The following is a 20193-nucleotide window of genomic DNA, read 5'->3' as shown; positions in this document are numbered from 1 at the left end:
GCCCTGGAACGCGTCTTAAAAGCGGGAAATGCCGCACCCGGTTGATTCGATGGCGGGTGGGGTCCAGAAATGCGTGGTGCGCATTTGCCTCTGGCTTGACGCAAATTTCACCCGAAATTTACCGTCTGTCGGGCTTACTGTTCGGACTGCTCCTCAAGCCGGATTCGACGATTCCTGCCATGCCGAAAATACTTCTCGCCGAAGACGATACCGATATGCGCCGCTTCCTGGTCAAGGCGCTCGAAAATGCGGGTTTCAAGGTCTCGCCGCACGACAACGGCATGTCGGCCTACCAGCGGCTGCGCGAGGAGCCGTTCGAAATGCTGCTGACCGACATCGTGATGCCCGAGATGGACGGCATCGAGCTGGCGCGCCGTGCCTCGGAACTCGATCCCGATATCAAGATCATGTTCATCACCGGCTTCGCCGCGGTGGCCCTCAATTCCGATTCGGAGGCGCCGAAAAACGCCAAGGTGCTGGCCAAGCCCGTGCACCTCAGGGAATTGGTTAGCGAAGTGAATAAGTTGCTGGCGGCCTGATTCGCCAAAAAACCTTCACTTTGTATCCTTGCCTGCCCCGCCGGTGTCCGTTATAGGGACCCGATCCAAACATGGCTTTGGGTGCGTAGCTCAGCGGGAGAGCACTACCTTGACATGGTAGGGGTCACAGGTTCGATCCTGTCGCACCCACCACGCTTCGCCCTGACGGGCTTCGCGTGGTGCAGCCACGCCGGAGATCGCCAGCGGAGCGTGTCCGGCGTAGCTTGAACGAAGTGAAAGCGAAGACGGACGACGGCGCCGAAGCCCAACGGGCGCAGGCGGGCCCTTGGACGCGAGCTTCGGCTCGGCAAGCCGCTTCGCAATAGCGAGGCGACCGGTTTTCACTTCAACCCGTCAAACAGCTTGCTGGCTGTCATCACCCGCGAACGCGAACGCGGGTGATCCAGTATTCCAGAGGCCGTAGTGCTTGAGCCGAGAGGCCGCGGCGTACTGGATCGCCCGGTCGAGCCGAGCGATGACAGCTTTGGTGGGGATGCCGCTTCGCACTCTCGCGACATGTATCGTCCGAGTCTTGCTCTTTCCGCTCTCTCATTGATGCAAACGTTCGGCCCGTTCGTCGTCCGGTGATGTTCCGTAGAATTACGCCCGCGCTACTACGCGTCGTATTTCGGCTCCGGTGCTGATACGCCGTGGCATCGCGTCGACTGATCGACGCCCCTGTTCCATTGGAAATCACTGTGCACACCGCGCTGAGCCTGCTTTCGATCTGGGTGCTGATCAACATGCTGTTCGTCGTGGTGATGACGCCGGCGGACGATTCGCGTCGGCCCGAACCCGGCGCGCGAGACTGATCACGCGCCAACCAAACGACGACCTATCGCCAAAGTAGCGGCCGCTCAGTGCGGCACGCCGCCGCCGCTCCAGGGTGAGGGCCGTGCCGGCGCGGCCGCGGCGCCGACCAGCGGACGCCGATTCCAGTCCAGCACGGAGTCGCTGTGCAGCTGCTCGACGACCCACAGGAAATACACCGAGGCGGGAATGCCGATCAGGTCGAACACGAGCATCGAGCCGCTGCCGTGGGTCGTGGCATCGATCAGGTGGATCAGCGCGCAGCTGAAGAACACGCCCGTCAGGGCAGCTCCGGACAGCGACCACGTGCCCGTCGCAAGATAGCGGCGCACCTGATGGTCACCCAGATACCAGCCGACCAGGCCGTAGGTCACGGTCACGAACACATTGGCAAAGAACGTGGCTGACGCAACGTCGATCCAACTGCCCGGCGTCGTCACGCGCGCGGCAAGCTCGGCCGACGTGCAAAGGAACGGCACGTAGGCACCGGGCTGGGCCATCGCCCAGGCCGCGAGCCAGCCCGCGGTGATCGCGAACCCGCCGACCAGCAACATCGCGCGATGCGGCGAGAGAGCGATCAGTCGCTCGCCCTGGCCGCCCAACACCGTCTCGAACCGCAGGAACACGAATGTCAGTCCCGCCGGCAGCCCGAGCAGGGTGACGGCGAGCATCGACCAGGACACGCTCTCGCCCTGCAGCACCTGAAAGCCATGCACGAGATGATGCGGGCCGCAGCTCGCAGCCATCATCGAAAATCCGATGCCGAAGCGCGACCAGCCGCGGTAGCGATGCAGGCTGACGGTTTCCCACGCCGACAACAGCCCAAGACCCGCGTAAGCCAGCCCGATCGCCAGATTGCTGAGACCAATGACCAGGTACATCATCGCGAGACCGTCGCCTTGGTGCCCATCGGCGCCCCGATGTGATCGAGAAACTCATCGATGAAATAGTGATGGCCGCGCCGCACCGGTCCTTCGACGGGCTGCGCGGCGTGCAGTGCGCGTCCCGAACTTGGATGCCAGAGCGCCTTGGTCAGCATCGGCGCGATCTGTTCGGCCGCAACAGGCCGCGAGAAGAAATAGCCTTGGGCAACGTCGCAGCCCATGCGCAGCAACATGGCGGCCTGCTCGCTCCTCTCCACGCCCTCGGCGATAGTGTGCTTGCCCATCGCGTAGGCCAGGCTCAGGATCGATGACACGATCGCGGTATCGCCTGGTTCGCTGCTGAGACCGTCGATGAAGCTGCGGTCGATCTTCAGGACTTCGGCCGGCATGTCGCGCAGGCGCGACAGCGACGAGTGTTCGGTCCCGAAATCGTCGATCGCGACAAACACGCCGAGCTGGCGGATCTGATCCAGGACCTGAACGACCTCCTCCGGCGCGCTCATCATGACGCTTTCGGTGATTTCGAGGCACAGGGCGGTCGGATCGACATTAGTCGTGGCGAGAACCTGGCGGAGCTCCTCGATGAAGCTCGGCTCCGCGATCTCACGCGGCGACACGTTGACGGTCATGGCGAGCCGGCAGCCCGGCATCTGCCTCGTCCACTCGGCGAGCTGGCGACAGGATTCCTGCAGCACCTGCCGTCCGATCTTCACGATGAGCCCGCATTCCTCGGCGACGGGAATAAAGTCGGCGGGCGAGATGATGCCACGCTCGGGATGTCGCCAGCGCACCAGCGCCTCGACACCCACCACGCATCCATCCTTGAGGCGGACCTGCGGCTGATACTCGACAAACAACTGTGATTCGCGCAGCGCCGCCCGCAGATCGGATTCGATCTGGACGCGCTTCTCGGCGCGGGCATGCAGTTCGTCGTTGAACTCCGCCAGTCGCGCCCGGCCACGGACCTTTGCGGCGTAGAGGGCGGTGTCCGCCTCGCGCAGCAATTGTTCGGCGCACTTCGTGCCGGGCTTGCAATGCGCAAGCCCCACGCTTGCCGAGACCACGACTTCCTTGCCGGAGAGCAGGATCGGCTCGGCCAGCGCGGCGAGGATCCGCCTGCCGAGCGCAGCTCCTGAAGAATCCGAGGCGCGCGGATGCAGGACGACCATCTCATCGCCGCCGAACCGGCTCGCGGTATCGTCCGGTCCAAGACATGCAGCGATGCGCCTAGCCATCTCGGTCAGCACCTTGTCGCCGCTGCTATGGCCGAGCGAATCGTTGACGAGCTTGAAGTTGTCGAGATCGACGAACAGCACCGCGACCCGCGCGCCGTCATCGGCCTCGCGCGCCAGTTCACGATCCAGCCGTTCGAGCAGCAGGCTGCGCGTCGGAAGCCCGGTCAGCTGGTCATGCGCCGCCGTGTGCATCAGGCGTGCAATCACGCCGCGCAGGCGCTCGACCTCCGAACTTGTCCCGGCCGACGCAACGGCGGGATCATTCTCGACGCCAGAATGCAGTTCCCTGATCGTGGCCCCGAGCCGCATCGAAATATTGGGCCGCGGTCCAACCATCTCCTCGTCCCCACTACCAATCAAATATCCGGCGACGGTAGGCAGTCTGGAGTTTGCAAAAGGTTGCGTGAAGGCCGTCCGCGACTTTTGCGCGATAACGATTTGCAAGATGGTTACAAATCTACGATGGCGGCGTGGTCCATTTATTGAGACTTTCGTCGACGGTAAAATTACCGGGTTCCGGCGCTTGGTTCGGAACAAGCGTGTTCGACGGCTGATCGGCAACCCGAATGGTTCCGAGTACGCGCAGGATTACGATGTCGCCGGCTGCGATGTTGCTGCCGCTGACCGCGCCAGCTTCATGCCAGGCGAACCGGCGTGGGCACGTGCCATGCCCGCGCAATTCGGCGAGCTTCTACCCGGTCTCACCAACGATGCCAGCGATGATGCCAGCGGTGGTAGGGGCCGCCATAGTAGGCGTATGCCGGTCGCACCACGTGACGATAGCGGTAGCCGTAATAGGCCGGGCTGTATCCGCTATAATATGTCGTGGTGTAGCCGCCGCCCCAGCGATACGGCGCGTCGTAGCCGTAGTCGTAAGCGTAACCGGGCGCATAGTAGGCGGGCGCGTAGTCATAGCCGTAACCGGGGTAGCCGTAGCCATAGCCTGGGTAGCCATAGGCTGACGAGGCGAGGCCGCCGACGACTGCGCCGGCAATCAATCCGCCTGCGAGCGCGGGACCCCATCCTCCCCACCCTCCGTGTCCCCATCGTGCTTCGGCGGGCGCGGGGGCTGCGATAGCGCTCACCCCAAGCGCACCGACTGTTGCAAGAACAAGGGCTGTTTTCCTCATGGCGTCCTCCTCGATAGTGATTGCCCAGCCGGTCAACGGGGCAGGGTGGCAATGGTTGCCAATCGCCACGCGCCTGCGAGCAGGCGGCAATTGGTTCCTTGAGCGGGATCAGGACGATTCCGCCGCAGTTCCCTGATGCGAAATGTCGCGTCGAGCGCGTGTCTAGGAACGGCGAGGGCGGCGACGTTGTTTCTTCGTAACGCAGGTTCACTGGTCGAGTCGCGTGCACGCTTGTGCCGCGCATCTCACCGGCCCTGTTGGAAAGCGGCTTTTGCGGCGATAGCGCTGGTCATTACGTGCCAGCTTTCGCGAACCCGGTAGCCGTCGAACTTTTAGGAGGAATCCGCAATGCAGAACCGAATCATGAAGAGCAAATTGCTGCTGACGACAGCCATCCTGTTCGCCGGCGTCAGTCTCGCCTCGGCGCAGGGCATGCGCGAAGGAGCAGGCGGCGGCATGGGTGGTGGTGCGGGCGGCGCGGGTGCCGGAGCCGGTGCCAGCGAACACGGACCGTCCGCAGGTCCATCAGGCGGACATGCCGGCGGCGCAATGCATGGAAGTCCCGGCGCGTCGCGAAGCGAAGGCATGACGGTCGGCCAGGGTGCGGGCGCAAGAGAAGGCGCAGGCGCAAGAGAAGGTGGCCGCGCTGAAGGTCGGATCAGCGGCGGCGCAGCCGGACGCGGCGAACGCGTGCAAGGCCAGACCACCGGGCAAGCGCGCGAAAGCGGCCGGTTGCAGGAGAGAGGCGATCGACAGAGCGAGCGCACCCAGGGCCGGCAGGAGCAGACCATCGGTCAGAGTCGAAGCCAGCGCGAGCAGATCGGCCGATCTGAATCCCGCGAACGCAGCAACGCGACAACGCGGCAGAGCCAGCGGCAGGAGAACCGCGCCAACACCGCGAACCGCAGCCAGAGCACCACCACGGGTCAGGGTCAGGGCGCGAGCACGACAACCGGCAAGAGCACAACGGCTGGCCAGAACACCAGAGCCGGCCAGACCACGGGCGCGGCCGCCCAGCAATCCGGCACGACGCAGGGCCAGGTTAACTCCGGTGCCAAGTCCGGACAGCTCAATTCCGGACAGACCACCGGTCAGGCCGGTGCAACCGCTCGCACCCAATCGAATGCTGCGGTCCAGACCGAGGCCGGACGCACGGTGACCGCGCAACAGCAAAGCACGATCCAGCGCTCCGTGCTGTCGGCGCGCAACGCGCCGCGCGTGAACGTCAACGCGATCAACTTCGCGGTCAATCCGGGCGTGGTGGTGCCCCGGAGGTTCAACGTCGTGTCGGTCGCCGCCTTCCCGGTGCTGATCGATGCGTTCCCGTATTATCGCGACGACAGCTTCTTCGTCGTCGAAGATGAAGTCGTGTTCCTCGATCGGGATCGCCGCGTGGTCGACGTGGTCCCGGTCGGACCGCGGACGCGCTTCAGCCACCATCGCAGCAGCAGCGATAGCTATGCGATGATGGACCTCAATCCTCAAGAGATCCGCGAGGTGCAGCAGGTGCTGATCGACCGCGGCCTGCTGGTCGGCGAGGCTGACGGTGTCATGGGAGCGCGGACCCGCGAGGCGCTGATCACGTTCCAGCGTCGGGAGGGCATCGCGACCAGCGGAAGCGTCGACACGCACACGGTTGCCGCATTGGGCCTGTCGGACCGGATCGGCCAGGGTGCGGGGCGAGAGCCGTCGACGGTCGGCCGGGGCGGCGCGCGGCAGCAGCCCGCCGAGCAGAGCACGACCGGGCAAACGCGGGATGGACAAACGACGGGGCAGGTGAACTCGCCGCAGAGCCAGTCATCATCCGGCCGGACCGGAAATGAGCCATCCGCTCAACAGCAGGCCCCGGAGCACAATACGACAGGACAGGCTGCGCCGCGGAGCCAGTCCACCGTTGGTCAGGGCAGCGCCAACCAGCCAGGCGCTGGCCGGGACAAGCAGTCGAGCCAACCTAACCAGAGCAGCAATCCGCCATCGTCCGGCGCAGGCCAGAGCACGCAGACGCCGGCGCAAAACTCCGATCGCAAATAGGATGTTCGGATCGGAAACAGGATGCTCGAGCAGGAGCCCCGCCGCACGGCGGGGCTCCTTCCTTGAGGCGTCCCTACTTTCGCGCGTCGTGTGTCCAGCGGAAAAGTTCTTCGCAACGTGATGAGCCGTTGTGACCTTCGTCATCTCGACGTTCAAATGAGAATGCCGCACAACGTGCGACAACATGTGCGCCTCGTGCAGCTCACGTGTGCCGTCCGCATGGATTGCATTGACGTTGCACGCGATGGAATGCCACATGATTAGGCAAATGTCCTTGGTCGCGGTCGCCGAGGAACCCGTGCGCGGGATTCTCGATGTGTCATGTACCGTGCTTAGATCGCGTCCCGCTTATGACGTTCGTTTCGTCTCGGCGCGGAGATCGAGAAAATTTTCCGAACAGTCCGCGACGATGCGTTGCCCTGTCGCATCGCATGAAGGCAATCTTGAATTTCCGCTCGACGCACGTCGTCGCCCCTCTGGTTCTCGCCCAGATTGTTCTCTAGATCAGTCGAGCCGACTCGGTGACGGGAGCTTCCGAGCCGGATCGGCTGTGACGCGACAATGCAATGACGCGACAATGATGAATGCCATGTGTGAGCACGACTGCCGCAGGAACCATCGGACCTATCAGGAGCGGCCGGCGTAAGCGGGCGATGTCCGCATCCAGAAAAATGCTGCTTCCTTGTCCGCCAGAAAATTGCTGGCCCGTCAGTGGCCGGCGGCGCAACCTTGGGAATGCCCCCTCGTTGAGACGACGTTCGTCGTTTGCGACAGCGGGGGACGAAAGTACATGCAACCAGACGACAACACGCCGGCGAGCGTAGCGAAGCTCCTGGAACAAGTTCCCTTGCCACGCGAACCCCGGAACATCAGGGATATAGCCCCGGCGGCACCGCGGCTTTTCACGACACGGTCCTATCCGCCGCCGGAGCAATTCGAAGTCTGGAAGACGCGCATGGCCTCGCTGGTCGACGTCGCGCCGCCGGAGGGGCACAATCCTGCACAGGGGTTCGAGGTGGATTACCTGACCTGCAACATGGCCGATGTCGTGTTCACTTCAGGGCGATTTGCCGCGCAAACATTCGCGCGCGCGGCGCAGCCGTCCCAGGGCACGCCGGTCGATATCTGGTGGCTGTTCCGCGTGCGCTCTGGCGAAGCCCGCTTCGAAACCGCGGAGCGGCGGATTCATGCCGGACCTGGCGCGACGTTCCTGATCTCGCTTGATGACGATTTCCGCGGCAGCATCACGAATTATGATGGGCTGGTGCTGGCTTTGCCGCGCAGGTCGTTCGCAGGCGTGGCGGATCAGCTTGGCGAGATCAGCAACGTCCTCCTTTCAGGCAATCTGATCGAACTGTTGACCGACTACCTCGACCGACTCGAGACGCGCCTGATCCTGATGTCCCCGGAGGAGTTGCGGCAGGCGGGACGGGCGACTGCGCAGATGATCGCCGCATGCATTCAGCTGTCCTCGGATCGGTTGGAGCAAGCGCGCGGTGCGATCGAGTCGGTGCTGTTCGAGCGTGCGCGTCTTTATATAGAGACGCATCTTGGCGACTTCGACCTGACGCCGGATCGAATCGCGCAAAAGTTGAAAATATCGCGCTCGAACCTATACCGGGCATTCGAAAGCGTCGGCGGCGTAGCCGGCTACATCATGCGCAAGCGCCTGCACGCTGCGTATGCCGAACTCGTCGGCAGTCCCGACCGGCAGGTGCAGGAAGTCGCCTTTCGCCATGGCTTCAAGCTGGCGTCCGATTTCACGCGCGCGTTTCGCCGTGAGTTCGGCGTCAGCCCTCGCGAGATGCGCGAACACGCGCGCCGCACATCAAGCGCAAGTTGAGCTCCCGCTCGAATCATCCAATGGCGTAGGCGTGGACGCGTGGCGTACGCTGTGCACGGTGGGATTCATAAGACACGTCCGCGCACCGTGTGCCTTAATGATCGTTCAACTTGTGAGACGATCTGCCATCTATTTGGACGGCCTGCTGAGTGACGTTGTCAAATATGTGTCTATCATTTTCCGTTATGACGACTCGGGGCACATTGGCGGGGCGGTCGAGCGGGCGCTGGGTGGCAAGATGCGCTCGTTGAACTCGACACATCGTTGGCCAGGACCGGAAGGTGAGCGCGGATCGCGCGCTGCTGATTTCTCCATATGCGTGTCCGGTGGGACCGCATTCGGTCTGCTGTGGCACGGCACCCCCGACGTCTGGATCAGATGTCATAAAGGGGGCGTACCATGGCTGTCGCACAGACTCCAACCGCATCGCTGAAGCGTCAAGGCCGCACCGGCTTCGTGCGGAGCTGGGTCGCAGCAGGCGATGCGGACAGCCATTCGCTGCGGCGGCGGTTACTGGCCGTGCTGCGACAGGCGCACCGGACGCTCGGCATGAAGCGCGATCGGCTGGGGCTCGGATCGCTGGGTGCGGGCGCTGCCGTGCTTGCCATGATGACGATGTTGTCTCCGCAAGGGGCGTTCGCGCAGGTCGCCATCGGCAACGGGGTCTTGAGCAACCCCGCCAATTGCACCAATCCCACCGCTGCTACTGCAGGCAGCACTGCTATGGGTTGTGGTGCCCACGCCGCCGGTGTCAGCGCAACCGCCATTGGCACCGGCACCAATGCGAATGGCCAGAACTCGCTGGCGATCGGCGATTCCAACACGGCGACCGGAGATGGTTCGATCATCGTGGGCTATGCCAACTCCGTCAACGGCCTCAATGCGATCGGCATGGGTGTCTTCGCGAATGCGACCGGCACCAACGCCCTCGCCGTAGGCGGGAACGCGCACGCCACCGGCGACGGATCGAGCGCTTTTGGCGTCAACACCTCTGCAAACGGTGCGAGTGCAGTCGCCATCGGCTCATCGGCCAGCGCCTCCGGTGGGGCCTCGATCGCGATTGGATTGTCCTCCGCCGCCTCATCTCCAAACGGCTCGGGCACGGCCATCGGCGTCGGCGCCAAGGCAAACGCCGGAGCCGGCGGCGGTTCTCCAATTGCGATCGGCGTGAATGCCAATGCCAGCGGGACCGCGCCGGCCGGCTTCACGTTCGAGGCCGTTGCGCTCGGCACCGGTTCCACCGCGACGGGGGCGTGGTCGACCAGCGTCGGTTCTAGTGCATCAGCAACGGGAACGGGCGCCAGTGCGTTGGGAACGTCCGCAGCCGCGACAGGAGACCAGTCGACAGCGATCGGCAACGGCGCGAAGGGCTCCGCCGTCGGGACCGCAGCCGTGGGATACCTCGCCAATGCGAGCGGCTCCAACGCCGCCGCCTTTGGCATCCAGTCCGCCGCGTCCGGTACCAGCTCGCTGGCGGCCGGCAACCTCGCCACCGCGTCGGGGAATTTCGGCGTTGCTTTGGGTAACCAGGCGCAGGCGCTGAGTTCCGGCGGCTCAGTCGCAATCGGATCGGGTGCAATCGTCGCCAGCACCGCGACAGGTGGCATTGCGGTCGGCAACAATGCGGCATCCACTGGCATCAGTTCGCTCGCGACCGGCGTTGGGGCCAGTGCTGCCGGCACAAGCGCGCTAGCGGTCGGCACTGCCTCAAATGCGAGTGCCGCCGCCAGCACGGCGATTGGCAACGCGGCCGTTGCCAGCGGCATAAACGCCTCCTCGTTCGGGTCTGGAGCGAAGGCGATAGGAGACAATTCTCTCGCGGCCGGCGTCAGCGCCAATGCCGGCGGAACCGGCAGCACCGCGCTCGGCATCGGCACCGTAGCTGGTGGCAACAACTCGGCAGCCGTGGGCTTCCAGGCCAGCGCGGCGGGAGCGTTCTCCACTTCGGTTGGTGCTGGCTCCAGCGCCAGCGGTGCCCTTGCGTTCGCCGGCGGCCGTTCGGCCGTTGCCAGTGGTGATAGTTCCGTCGCCATTGGCGTGACGGCCAACGCGACAGCGCCGAGTGCGACCGCGCTTGGCGCGGGCGCGTCCGCACTCGCCGTAAATACGATCGCCGTCGGCACCGCCGCTGGCGCGGACTCCGCCGACGCGGTCGCCATCGGCACCAGCGCGTACGCAACCGGCGGCAGCGCGGTGGCGATCGGTGCGAACAACACTGCCTATGGCAACGGCGCCGTGGCGATCGGCGATCCGAGCTACGCCAGCGGCACCGGTGCCTTCACCGGCGGCGCGAACAACATCGCCAACAGTGACGGCACGGCCAGCGCCACCGTCGCCAACCAGGCCAACGGTGCAGTTGCGATCGGCAACAACAACAAGGCGATCGGGCAGGGCTCGGTGGCGCTCGGCAACGGCTCCACCGCCGGTGGCGCCGGCCTTGCCGGCAATATCGCACTCGGCGACGGCGCCACAGCGGCAGCAAAATCCGGCGATGTCGCGCTCGGCTCCGGCAGCGTCACCGCCGTCGCGGTCAATACGCCGAACACTGTGATCAACGGCACCACCTACAGCTTTGCCGGCCCGACGGCGTCCTCGACCGTCAGCGTCGGCGCGCTCGGCGCCGAGCGCACCATCACCAATGTCGCGGCGGGCCGGATCAGCAACTCGTCGACCGATGCGATCAACGGCTCGCAGCTGTGGGCCACCAATCAGGCGGTCGACGGCCTCGCCACCACCGTCAACAACATCAATACCGGCGGCGGCATCAAGTATTTCCACGCCAATTCGACACTGGCCGACTCCTCCGCGGTGGGGACCAATTCGGTTGCGATCGGACCGGTGTCGAACGCGACCGCCAGCAACGCGGTGTCGATCGGCAACGGCGCCACCGCCGGCAATGCCGGCTCGGTTGCGCTCGGCTCCGGCAGCGTCACCGCCGCCGCGGTCAACACGCCGAACACCGTGATCAACGGCACCACCTACAGCTTCGCCGGCACGGGGGCGGCCTCGACCGTCAGCGTCGGCGCGCTCGGCGCTGAGCGCACCATCACCAATGTCGCGGCGGGGCGGATCAGCAACGCTTCGACCGATGCGATCAACGGCTCGCAGCTGTGGGCCACCAACCAGGCGGTCGACGGCCTCGCCACCACCGTCAACAACATCAATACCGGCGGCGGCATCAAGTATTTCCACGCCAATTCGATGCTGGCGGATTCCAACGCGGCTGGCACCAACTCGGTTGCGATCGGACCGGTGTCGACGGCGACCGGCAGCGGCTCGGTGTCGATCGGCAATGGCGCGACCGCGGCCAATGCCAACGACATCGCGCTCGGCTCGGGCAGCCAGACCACCACGGCGGTCGGCACATCGGGCATCACTATCGGCACCACCAATTACGCCTTCGCCGGCACCAACCCGCTTTCGACGGTCAGCGTCGGCACTGTCGGCAACGAGCGCACCATCACCAACGTCGCCGCTGGCCGGATCAGCAACGGCTCGACCGATGCGATCAACGGTTCGCAGCTGTTTGCCGCCACCTCGGCGATCGACAGCCTGTCGACCGTGGTCAGCAATGGCCTGACGCACTATTACGGCGTCAACGACGGCGGCACCCAGCAGGCCAACTACAACAACAACGGCGCGACCGGCGTCAACTCGATGGCGGCGGGCGTCGCCGCGTCGGCGACGGCGGCGAATGCCACCGCGCTGGGCTTCAACACCCAGGCCACCGTCGCCGACGGCGTCGCGATCGGCTCGGGCTCGGTGTCCAACCGCCCGCTCGCGCCGGCGTTCGGCACGATCGGCGGCACCATCATTCCCTACAACACCACCGATCTCACGCTGCTCGGCGCGGTGTCGGTCGGCAATGCGACGAGCTATCGCCAGATCACCAATGTGGCCGACGGCACCCAGTCGAGCGACGCCGTCACCGTGCGACAGCTGACTGGGGCGCTGACGTCGTTCGCGACCACGACGACGAAATACTTCCACGCCAACTCGACGCTGGCCGACTCGCTCGCGGTCGGCAACAACTCGGTCGCGGTGGGACCGCAGACCGTGGTCAATGGCGACAACGGCATCGGCATGGGGTTTGGCGCCACCGTGGCGCAGACCGCGCCCGGCGGCATCGCGATCGGTCAGAATTCGGTGTCCAACTTCGCTGATTCGATCGCGTTCGGAACCAACGCGCAGGCGAGCGGCATCCAGTCGGTGTCGATCGGCGCCGGATCCCAGACGACCAACCCGACCAGCGTCGCGCTCGGTCCGAATGCCAAGGCGACGGCGCAGGCCGGCGACGTTGCGCTCGGCGCCAATTCGACCACCTCCACGGTGGTCAAGACCGCCAGCACCACGATCGCCGGCACCACCTACAATTTCGCCGGCACCAATCCGACGTCGACTGTCAGCGTCGGCAGCGCCGGTGCGGAACGCACCATCACCAACGTCGCCGCGGGCCAGATCACCGCGACCTCGACGGACGCGATCAACGGCTCACAGCTGTGGGCCACCAATGTGTCGCTCAGCAATCTCTATAACACCGTCAACAACATCAGCACTGGCGGTGGCGGCGTGAAATATTTCCACGCCAATTCGACCGCGGCGGATTCCATTGCGACCGGTGCGGAGAGCGTCGCGATCGGGCCGAAGTCGGTCGCGAGCGGGGCGAACGCGATCTCGATGGGCAACGGCTCGTCCGCTTCGGGCGACAATTCGGTCGCGATCGGCGCCGGCGCCAAGGCGACTTCGGCCAACTCGCTGGCGCTCGGCGCGAACGCGACCACCACCGCCAATCTCAGCGATGCGGCCTACACGCCTGTTGTCGGCAAGTCCGTCGCCGGGGTTGCGACCGGCGAAGTGTCGGTCGGCTCGTCCGGCGCCGAACGCCGCGTCACCAATGTCGCCGCGGGCTCGGCCGCGACCGACGCGGTCAATGTGAGCCAGCTGCAGGCGGTTGCGTCGAGCTCGATCCGCTACGACACCGATGCCGCCGGCAACACCACCAACAGGGTGACGCTGAACAGCGGCAGCAGCGGGCCGGTGACCATCAGCAACGTGGCGGCGGGCGTCGCCGGCACCGATGCGGTCAACGTCAACCAGCTCAACAGCGCGTTCCAGCAGCTCAACGGCCAGATCGGCGAGGTGCGGCAGGACGCCTGGCGCGCCGCGGCGATCGGCATGGCGGCGGCATCACTGCGCTATGACGACCGGCCCGGCAAGGTCAGTGCATCGGCCGGCGGCGGCGTCTGGCGCAGCCAGGGCGCGCTCGCCTTCGGCATTGGCTACACCAGTGAGAACGGCCGGCTGCGCACCAACGCGGCCGCGACCACCGCCGGAAGCGAATGGGGCGTCAGCGCCGGCGTGAGCCTGACGCTCAATTGATCCTGATGGCGACGAGGCGGCTGGCGTGCCTGGCTTTGGCGATCTGGCTCGGCGAGGCGGCGGGCGCGGACGCGCAAGGCGCGCCGCCGTCCGCCTACACCGTGAAGCCATCGGACGTCATGGTGCCGGAAGGCGAGACGCTTGGCGAGTTCAGGCGGATGATCCAGCCGTTCAAGAACTGGACCCTGATCTGCGACGAGAGCCTGAAATCGAAGCGCCGGGTCTGCAACGTCACGCAGACGATCGTCAATGCGCAGAGCGCGGTCGCCTTCAACTGGTCGCTGATTGCGACCGCCGACGGCAAGCCGCTGATGGCGATGCGGATTCCCGCGGCCGCCGGGGTCGGCGCGCAGATCGAGCTCGCGATGGGCGACAGCCCCGATCGCATCGTCGCGCAGACCGATCGCTGCGACGCCAATTTCTGCTTCGCCACGATCGCGATCGGCAACGTGCTGAGACGGCACATCCGCGCGGCGACGCCGTGCCTCGTGTCCTATCCGCTGCCGCAGGGCGGGCCGATCACGCTGCAGGCGCCGCTCGACGGATTGTCCGGCGTGCTGGCGAAACTGAAATGACGTGAGGTCGGACATGCGGATGTGGACTTCCGGTATCCGGCTCGAGACTGAAGCGCGAAGTGAAAAGGTAGAATGGTCGATGCGGCGCACCCTTGGATTGATCTTTGTTGCGGTCGTGGTGGCCGCGCTCGGTGCCGCCGGCGTCGTGGTCTACGCGCAGCAGGCGCAGCCGGTACCGTTGCAGCCGGCTTCGCCGGCGCCGGCCAAGAAGCCCGCCGCCGCTGCCAAGCCGCAGCCGCACAAGTCGCATGCGCAGGAGGTTCAGACACCGCCCGCTGCCGCGGCAGCAGTTCCGCCGCAGCAGGCGGGACAGCAACCGACGGTGTTCGACGATCAGGCGCGGCAGGCCAACATCGTGACCTGCGCCAATCTGTTCGGAACGCTCGGCCGCGGAATTGCGATGAACTCCAACTACACCGCGCAGTCACAGTGGGACGCCAAGGCCGGCAATGCCCATTCGGTGCAGTCGCTGGTTGCGCTCGCACCGAACCAAGCCGCGCAGGGCAACCAGGGCAATCAAGCCCCGCAGGGCAATGCTGCCAATCAGCAGGCCGCCGGCATCGTGTTTGCGGCACCGGTCGGATCGTCCTGCGAAGGCAACCTGGTGCGGGTGACGCCGCGCGCCGAGAACTGCTCGACGGTTGCCGCCGAACTCGCCAAGCTCAACGGGCAAAGCGGCGCGCTTGGCGAACTCGCGACGGTCGCGCTGTCGAACGGCGCGCAGGTGGTGCTGATCCCGTTCGGCAATGCCTGCGTCGCCGTGACCGCGCTGCGGATCGCTGGGTAACGCGGCAACTCGGCGCGCGCTGCGCCGATCGCAGGCCTCCTCGGATGCGCGACGTCGCCTGATCGGAGAACGTAGCCGCCATCGATGGCGAAGCTGGTGCCCGTGATCGGGCGGGCGCCGCTGTTCCCCGGCGCGCATCTGGCATTCCGTCGTACCAGAGCACGCGCCGATGGGGTGATTTTCTGATCCTTGCCATAAGGCAACGATGGGGCACCTCGCGCTTGTAGACTCTGGCAAGTGAGCGGCGTTTAGAGCGGGCAACGATGCCAGAAGAGACGACAATGGGCTGTCCATGGTCTTTACCGCCTGGCGGAGCGTTCGAGCAAAGTTGCTGAGCTACGGGCTCCGATGATCTACCAGCGCGCGGCATTATTAGTCACAGCAACTCGACGCGCATGGCCGTTTTGCCATCACCAGCAATGCACGATACAACTGGCGCGTGTAAGAATTACATAAATGCGAATCAGCGGCTATGCAAATTGAGAAATCATGGATTTTGTCGAACTCGACCGATACTTTATATCTGTAGCAAAGGATCAAGAGCCCAGTCTGGACGTAGGCCGCGCTTGGGGGCCGCGCCTGGGAGGGTGGCTTAGCTGGGGCGATCTGAGAAGACGCCGACGCGTGATCTTGTTAGCTGAAGCGGCGAGCGGGAAAACCGAGGAGTTCCGGCACCAATGCGAAGCGCTGAGAGCGCTCGGTAAACCAGCATTCTTCTTTCGGATCGAAGAACTAGCTGACAACGGTACGGAAACAGCACTTGATTCCGACAGCGTGAAACTCTTCGAAGCGTGGCTTGGTGACTCTCGCGAGGGCTGGTTCTTCCTTGATTCTATCGACGAAGCTCGCCTCAATCGCAAAAGCTTCGAAACGGCACTGAAGCGCTTCGCGCGGGATATCGGCGACGGGCGCGAACGTGCACACGTCTATGTCTCGTGCCGAGTTACCGACTGGTGCAGAAGATCGCGCGACTTATTCACGGTACTTGCCCGCGTGGAAGAAACCCGTTGTTCCGCCGGTCGTCAAACCAGACGACTACAGCGCATTGCTCGACCCTCTATTTGAGAGGAAAAAAAGCACATCTCCTGCGGCTTCACACGACCATAGCGAAGAGAGTTTAGATCACCTTGCAGTCGTACAGCTTATCCCGCTTACGAGCGACCAGTACCGACTTCTCGCAAACGGCGCAGGAGTCACTAACAATGTTGAAAAATTTGTCAAAGCTATCACAAAGCACGGGCTGGAAGCGCTAACCGAACGTCCCGGCGATCTGATCGACCTTGCCAATTATTGGAAGAGCCACGGGACTTTCGGCTCCTTTGCGGAAATGCTTGAACATAGCATTGCACGCAAGCTGACCGAGCGCGATCCACATCGGCCAGACAATGAGACCATCTCACTTGAAGATGCACGCGATGGGGCGGAGCGTTTAGCGGGAGCTCTTGCGCTCGGAAAGTCCTTCACCTTACTGGCACCGGGCCACGAGCCGGACCCCAGCCTCGCTGCGGGCGCATTTGATCCGACCGAGGTGCTTCCTGATTGGACGGAAGCGCGACGAAGTGCGCTATTGCGGAGGGGACTTTTCGCGCCAGCCACCTATGGCCGCATCCGATTCCATCATCGTTCCACCCAAGAGTATCTAGCGGCAAAGTGGTTTGACCGTTTGCTGCAAAAGGGCTGCCCGGTCGCGGAAGTAGCCAATCTATTGTTCGCTGAACGATATAACGTCGAAACCGTCGTGCCATCCTTACGAGCAGAAGCGGCTTGGTTATCGCTCTGGCACCCCGATATCCGAGCTGAAGTGATCCGCCGTGAACCGCTTGTGCTTGTTGCCCACGGCGACCCGGGCTCACTGCCTATTCGTGTCAGAGAGCAACTGCTTTTATCGTTTGCATCAAAGCAAGCGGCGGCAGAAATATCGGACGACAGACTCGATTCTCGAGCTCTATGGATGTTCGCTGACCAACAGCTCGCGACCGCTGTTCGTAACGCTTGGCGGCTGAATACACGTGGAGATTTCCGCTTCGATCTCCTCAGGCTCATCCGTGAAGGCGGGATCAAGGGAGCGGCTCCGATTGCAAGGGCTGTCGCACTCGATCCTGAGGCCGACGAGTATCATCGGATTGTTGCCACTCAAGCTGCCGATGCATGTGGTGACGGCTCGACATTGTCGGCAGTCTCAAAAGCACTGGTCAAGCAGCCCGAGGCGGCGAGCGCAGGACTTGCCGCGTCGTTAGCGCTTGTGCTTTACCCCAGGCACCTCACCACACGCAATTTGCTCAAGGTGATTGAGAAATCCGAGGCGCCGCAAGAGCACTCAACCGATGGATTTGGATACCTGCTACGGCAGTATTACGACAAGGCTCCCAGCAGCGCCGACCGTACGGAATTGCTGGCTGGTCTCGCTAGCCTTTGTCTCTCAAAGCCATTCGCTGACGATTATCGCCGGATCGCAAAACGCTTTGCCGATATCGCAAAGCACCTCCATGATATTGCGCGCGACGAAGCTCTTCGATTAAAGACGAATGTCCCGCCATCCTACTTGGTTCGGTTGTTGATGGTAGTCGAACGCGGTGGTCGAGACAGCTTTATCAAGGAGGAAACGCCGAAACTTCATGAGTTGGTGCGGGGCAACCCACCGCTCAATCGCGCGCTGTTCTGGGCTGACGTCGGGGAGCAACGCGAACACGGGAAGCATGGTTCTGTCGTCCAGTTCTGGCACGTGCACTTCAGCGGCAACGCGTCCCTCTGGAGCTTTTCAGAGATGGATCTGCCGTGGCTATATGAAGATCTTTCAGCGCGCTCGAATATTGAAGACAAGCAAATCGCGCTTAGCGCCATTTTGACTGTTCTTCTGCAAGCTAGCAGACTCACCACCGACCAAGCAACTGTACGTGGGGCCATGGGTTCAGAAGCGGTGCTCGTCGCCGCCTTGGATGCGGCACTCCTTCCGCCGCCGGAAGATATCGGGACGCAGACGCACCGACTGAGAAGCGCGGTTTATGAGCTCAAGTCGAGGAAACGTGAAGCCGAGGATAGGAAGTCCTGGATCGAATTCCAGGATGAACTATTGAAGCACCCATCGCTGATTTCCGACCGAGTAAACCTCTCATCGTGGAAGGCCGGGCAGTTCAGGCTGTATTACCTTTCAAATTGGCTTCAGAAAAGAACCGGCGGCGATGCTCCAAAGGCTTCGCTCGAATGGCGCCTGCTTGAGGAAGGCTTTAATCGCGCAGTAGCAGAAGCCTATCGGGACGGAATGAAGCGACTTTGGCGGCTGGTCAAGCCCGTTCGACCGATTCGCAAACCCGGCGGCGTTATCACCATAAAGAATTCAACCGTTCTCGCATTCGCGGGCATCAGTGTCGAAGCCGCCGACAATCCGGATTGGGTGCTTCAGCTGACTCACGAGGAAGCTGCTATGGCCGCGCGTCACGGATGCCGGGCCGAGCAAAGTTACCCAGATTGGCTTGACGCACTGATCATATCATGGCCGAAGGCAGTTCTGCCGGTCGTAAAAGATCAGATCGAACGCGAATGGTCATCGCCTTCTGAAACGCCCACCACATTCCTGTATCGATACGGTTCACTTACCAACGCGATACAGCTGCCGGTGCAACGCCTCATAGTTTCAGCCATTCTCAAGTCTGACGCGAATACGGTCCAGGTAATCAGAAGTATTCTCAAGGTTGTCCGCAATTTGGAATTGGATGCCGGACAGCGCAGGAGGCTGTTTGCGACCGCGGAAGCGCGCTACGGCGAGCATGTCAAAGGCGAGAGGGACGATTTCGCTCTATCCTATTTGGCGCTCTTGCTCATAGTTGATGCCGACAAGGCTTTGTCGATCCTTGCCAGATGGTTGAATTCTGGACCCAAGGTTGCCCGGCAAGTGCGGGCGGATAAGACATTCAGTACGCTGTTCGACCGCCATGATTCAGTCATTACGGGCGCCCTTTCGAGCGCGCCGATCGAGACGCTGGAAGCGCTCCTCCGCTTGGCCTACACCCGCATCCGCCCGAAGGACGACACCATACGCAGAGGCTCCTACAGTCCCGACACGCGGGATAATGCCCAAAACGCGCGCGACGCTATTCTGACGACGCTTTTGGGAAGACCAGGCGCGGACGCCTACCAAGCGATCAAGAGACTTGCTGACGATCCGGTCTTTGCATTGCGTTCGCACCGGTTTCGCGAGCTTGCGCGCGGGAAGGCCGAGCGCGACGCTGAAAGTCCTGCGTGGAACGCCGCAGAGGTAATCGCATTTCAGCGTCAATTTGCAGCTCCGGCAAAAACGGGTGCAGATTTGCTCCGTCTTGTTGGCGGCGTTCTAGGCGACATCGCGAGAACCCTCACGCAAGGAGACGTTACATCCCGCCCGCTACTAGAGCGAGCAAAGGACGAAGATGAAGTCCAACACTGGCTCGTAGAGCAGATGACAGCTCGTGCACGTGGCCGCTTCCATGCGTTTCGCGAAGCTGAAGTTGCGACGCGCGACAAGCCGGACGTCATTGTTGCATCAACTTCCGCGCCCTGCGAAGTGGCAATTGAAGTCAAGCATGGCGGCAAGGGCTGGACTGCTCGCGACCTCGAACATGCGTTACGAACCCAGCTTGCAGAAGATTACTTGAAGTCGGAAAGCCGTCGTCATGGTATGCTAGTTATCACTCATCATCGTGACAGGCGATGGCTCGGTATTGGCGATAGCAAGCCCATTTCCTTTCCCGACTTGATTGCATGGTTGTCGGGAATCGCGTCAACGATTACGGAAAATGCTGCTGGCCCGATTGTGGTGAAGTGCGTGGGGATAAACGCTTGGTCAAATGGAAGTGGTCCGCCTACTTCGAAGAAGCGCGCGGTGCAGCGGCCTCGCAAGCGACGTCTTTCCATCAGCAGAGGCCGGAAACTTGCCAAATCGGACCGTCGCTGATGGCATTCCAGTTGCGCGGTTCCTTAGGCCCATTCGTCCGCTAACATCTTGGC

General features: G+C 63.2%; 11 protein-coding genes and 1 tRNA gene. 9 read left to right on the top strand and 3 right to left on the bottom strand.

The features are described from left to right. Nucleotides 1–179: 179 nt before the first annotated feature. Both cpdR and AKN84_RS26265 read left to right on the top strand, forming a co-directional pair. Nucleotides 180–539 carry a cell cycle two-component system response regulator CpdR gene (gene cpdR / locus AKN84_RS26270; protein WP_016843340.1) on the top strand — a complete coding sequence of 120 codons (360 nt, stop codon included), beginning with the start codon at nucleotides 180–182 and terminating at the stop codon, nucleotides 537–539. A 79-nt stretch (nucleotides 540–618) separates the two neighbouring features. Next, nucleotides 619–692: transfer RNA gene (locus AKN84_RS26265), tRNA-Val, on the top strand. Nucleotides 693–1396: 704 nt separating this feature from the next. Here the strand turns inward: AKN84_RS26265 and AKN84_RS26260 are convergent. The 3 genes from AKN84_RS26260 to AKN84_RS26245 all read right to left on the bottom strand — a co-directional run bounded on the left by AKN84_RS26260 (nucleotide 1397) and on the right by AKN84_RS26245 (nucleotide 4598). Further along, nucleotides 1397–2233 carry a hypothetical protein gene (locus AKN84_RS26260; protein WP_050423472.1) on the bottom strand — a complete coding sequence of 279 codons (837 nt, stop codon included), beginning with the start codon at nucleotides 2231–2233 and terminating at the stop codon, nucleotides 1397–1399. Continuing rightward, complete coding sequence (locus AKN84_RS26255) at nucleotides 2230–3804, bottom strand: putative bifunctional diguanylate cyclase/phosphodiesterase (protein WP_050423471.1); 1575 nt, start codon at nucleotides 3802–3804, stop codon at nucleotides 2230–2232. The genes AKN84_RS26260 and AKN84_RS26255 overlap by 4 nt, the downstream gene beginning before the upstream one ends. Nucleotides 3805–4169: 365 nt before the next feature. Further along, nucleotides 4170–4598 carry a hypothetical protein gene (locus tag AKN84_RS26245; RefSeq protein WP_167351878.1) on the bottom strand — a complete coding sequence of 143 codons (429 nt, stop codon included), beginning with the start codon at nucleotides 4596–4598 and terminating at the stop codon, nucleotides 4170–4172. Between the two features lie 348 nt (nucleotides 4599–4946). On the opposite strand from AKN84_RS26245, the gene AKN84_RS26240 reads away from it, so the two are divergent. From AKN84_RS26240 to AKN84_RS49325, 7 genes are all read left to right on the top strand, one after another. After that, nucleotides 4947–6629 (top strand): peptidoglycan-binding protein, encoded by a 1683-nt coding sequence (locus AKN84_RS26240; protein WP_050423468.1) that lies wholly within the window; start codon nucleotides 4947–4949, stop codon nucleotides 6627–6629. Between the two features lie 955 nt (nucleotides 6630–7584). Further along, nucleotides 7585–8472, top strand: a complete 888-nt coding sequence (locus tag AKN84_RS26235) for a helix-turn-helix domain-containing protein (protein ID WP_244485495.1) — start codon at nucleotides 7585–7587, stop codon at nucleotides 8470–8472. 399 nt (nucleotides 8473–8871) lie between these two features. Next, on the top strand, nucleotides 8872–13851 hold the full coding sequence (locus AKN84_RS26230) for a beta strand repeat-containing protein (RefSeq protein ID WP_050423466.1): 4980 nt from the start codon (nucleotides 8872–8874) through the stop codon (nucleotides 13849–13851). A gap of 5 nt (nucleotides 13852–13856) precedes the next feature. Further along, nucleotides 13857–14426 carry an invasion associated locus B family protein gene (locus tag AKN84_RS26225; protein ID WP_157863338.1) on the top strand — a complete coding sequence of 190 codons (570 nt, stop codon included), beginning with the start codon at nucleotides 13857–13859 and terminating at the stop codon, nucleotides 14424–14426. A 79-nt stretch (nucleotides 14427–14505) separates the two neighbouring features. After that, a complete protein-coding gene (locus AKN84_RS26220) occupies nucleotides 14506–15213 on the top strand; it encodes a hypothetical protein (RefSeq protein WP_050423464.1) in 708 nt (235 codons plus the stop codon). 489 nt (nucleotides 15214–15702) lie between these two features. Beyond that, a complete protein-coding gene (locus AKN84_RS46035) occupies nucleotides 15703–16278 on the top strand; it encodes a hypothetical protein (protein ID WP_128971175.1) in 576 nt (191 codons plus the stop codon). Then, nucleotides 16259–20140 (top strand): NACHT domain-containing protein, encoded by a 3882-nt coding sequence (locus tag AKN84_RS49325; protein ID WP_128971174.1) that lies wholly within the window; start codon nucleotides 16259–16261, stop codon nucleotides 20138–20140. The genes AKN84_RS46035 and AKN84_RS49325 overlap by 20 nt, the downstream gene beginning before the upstream one ends. Nucleotides 20141–20193: the final 53 nt, after the last annotated feature.

This window comes from Bradyrhizobium tropiciagri (assembly GCF_001189845.1).
In the GTDB taxonomy this organism is placed as follows: domain Bacteria; phylum Pseudomonadota; class Alphaproteobacteria; order Rhizobiales; family Xanthobacteraceae; genus Bradyrhizobium; species Bradyrhizobium tropiciagri.
This window is presented reverse-complemented; position numbering and strand designations above follow the sequence as displayed.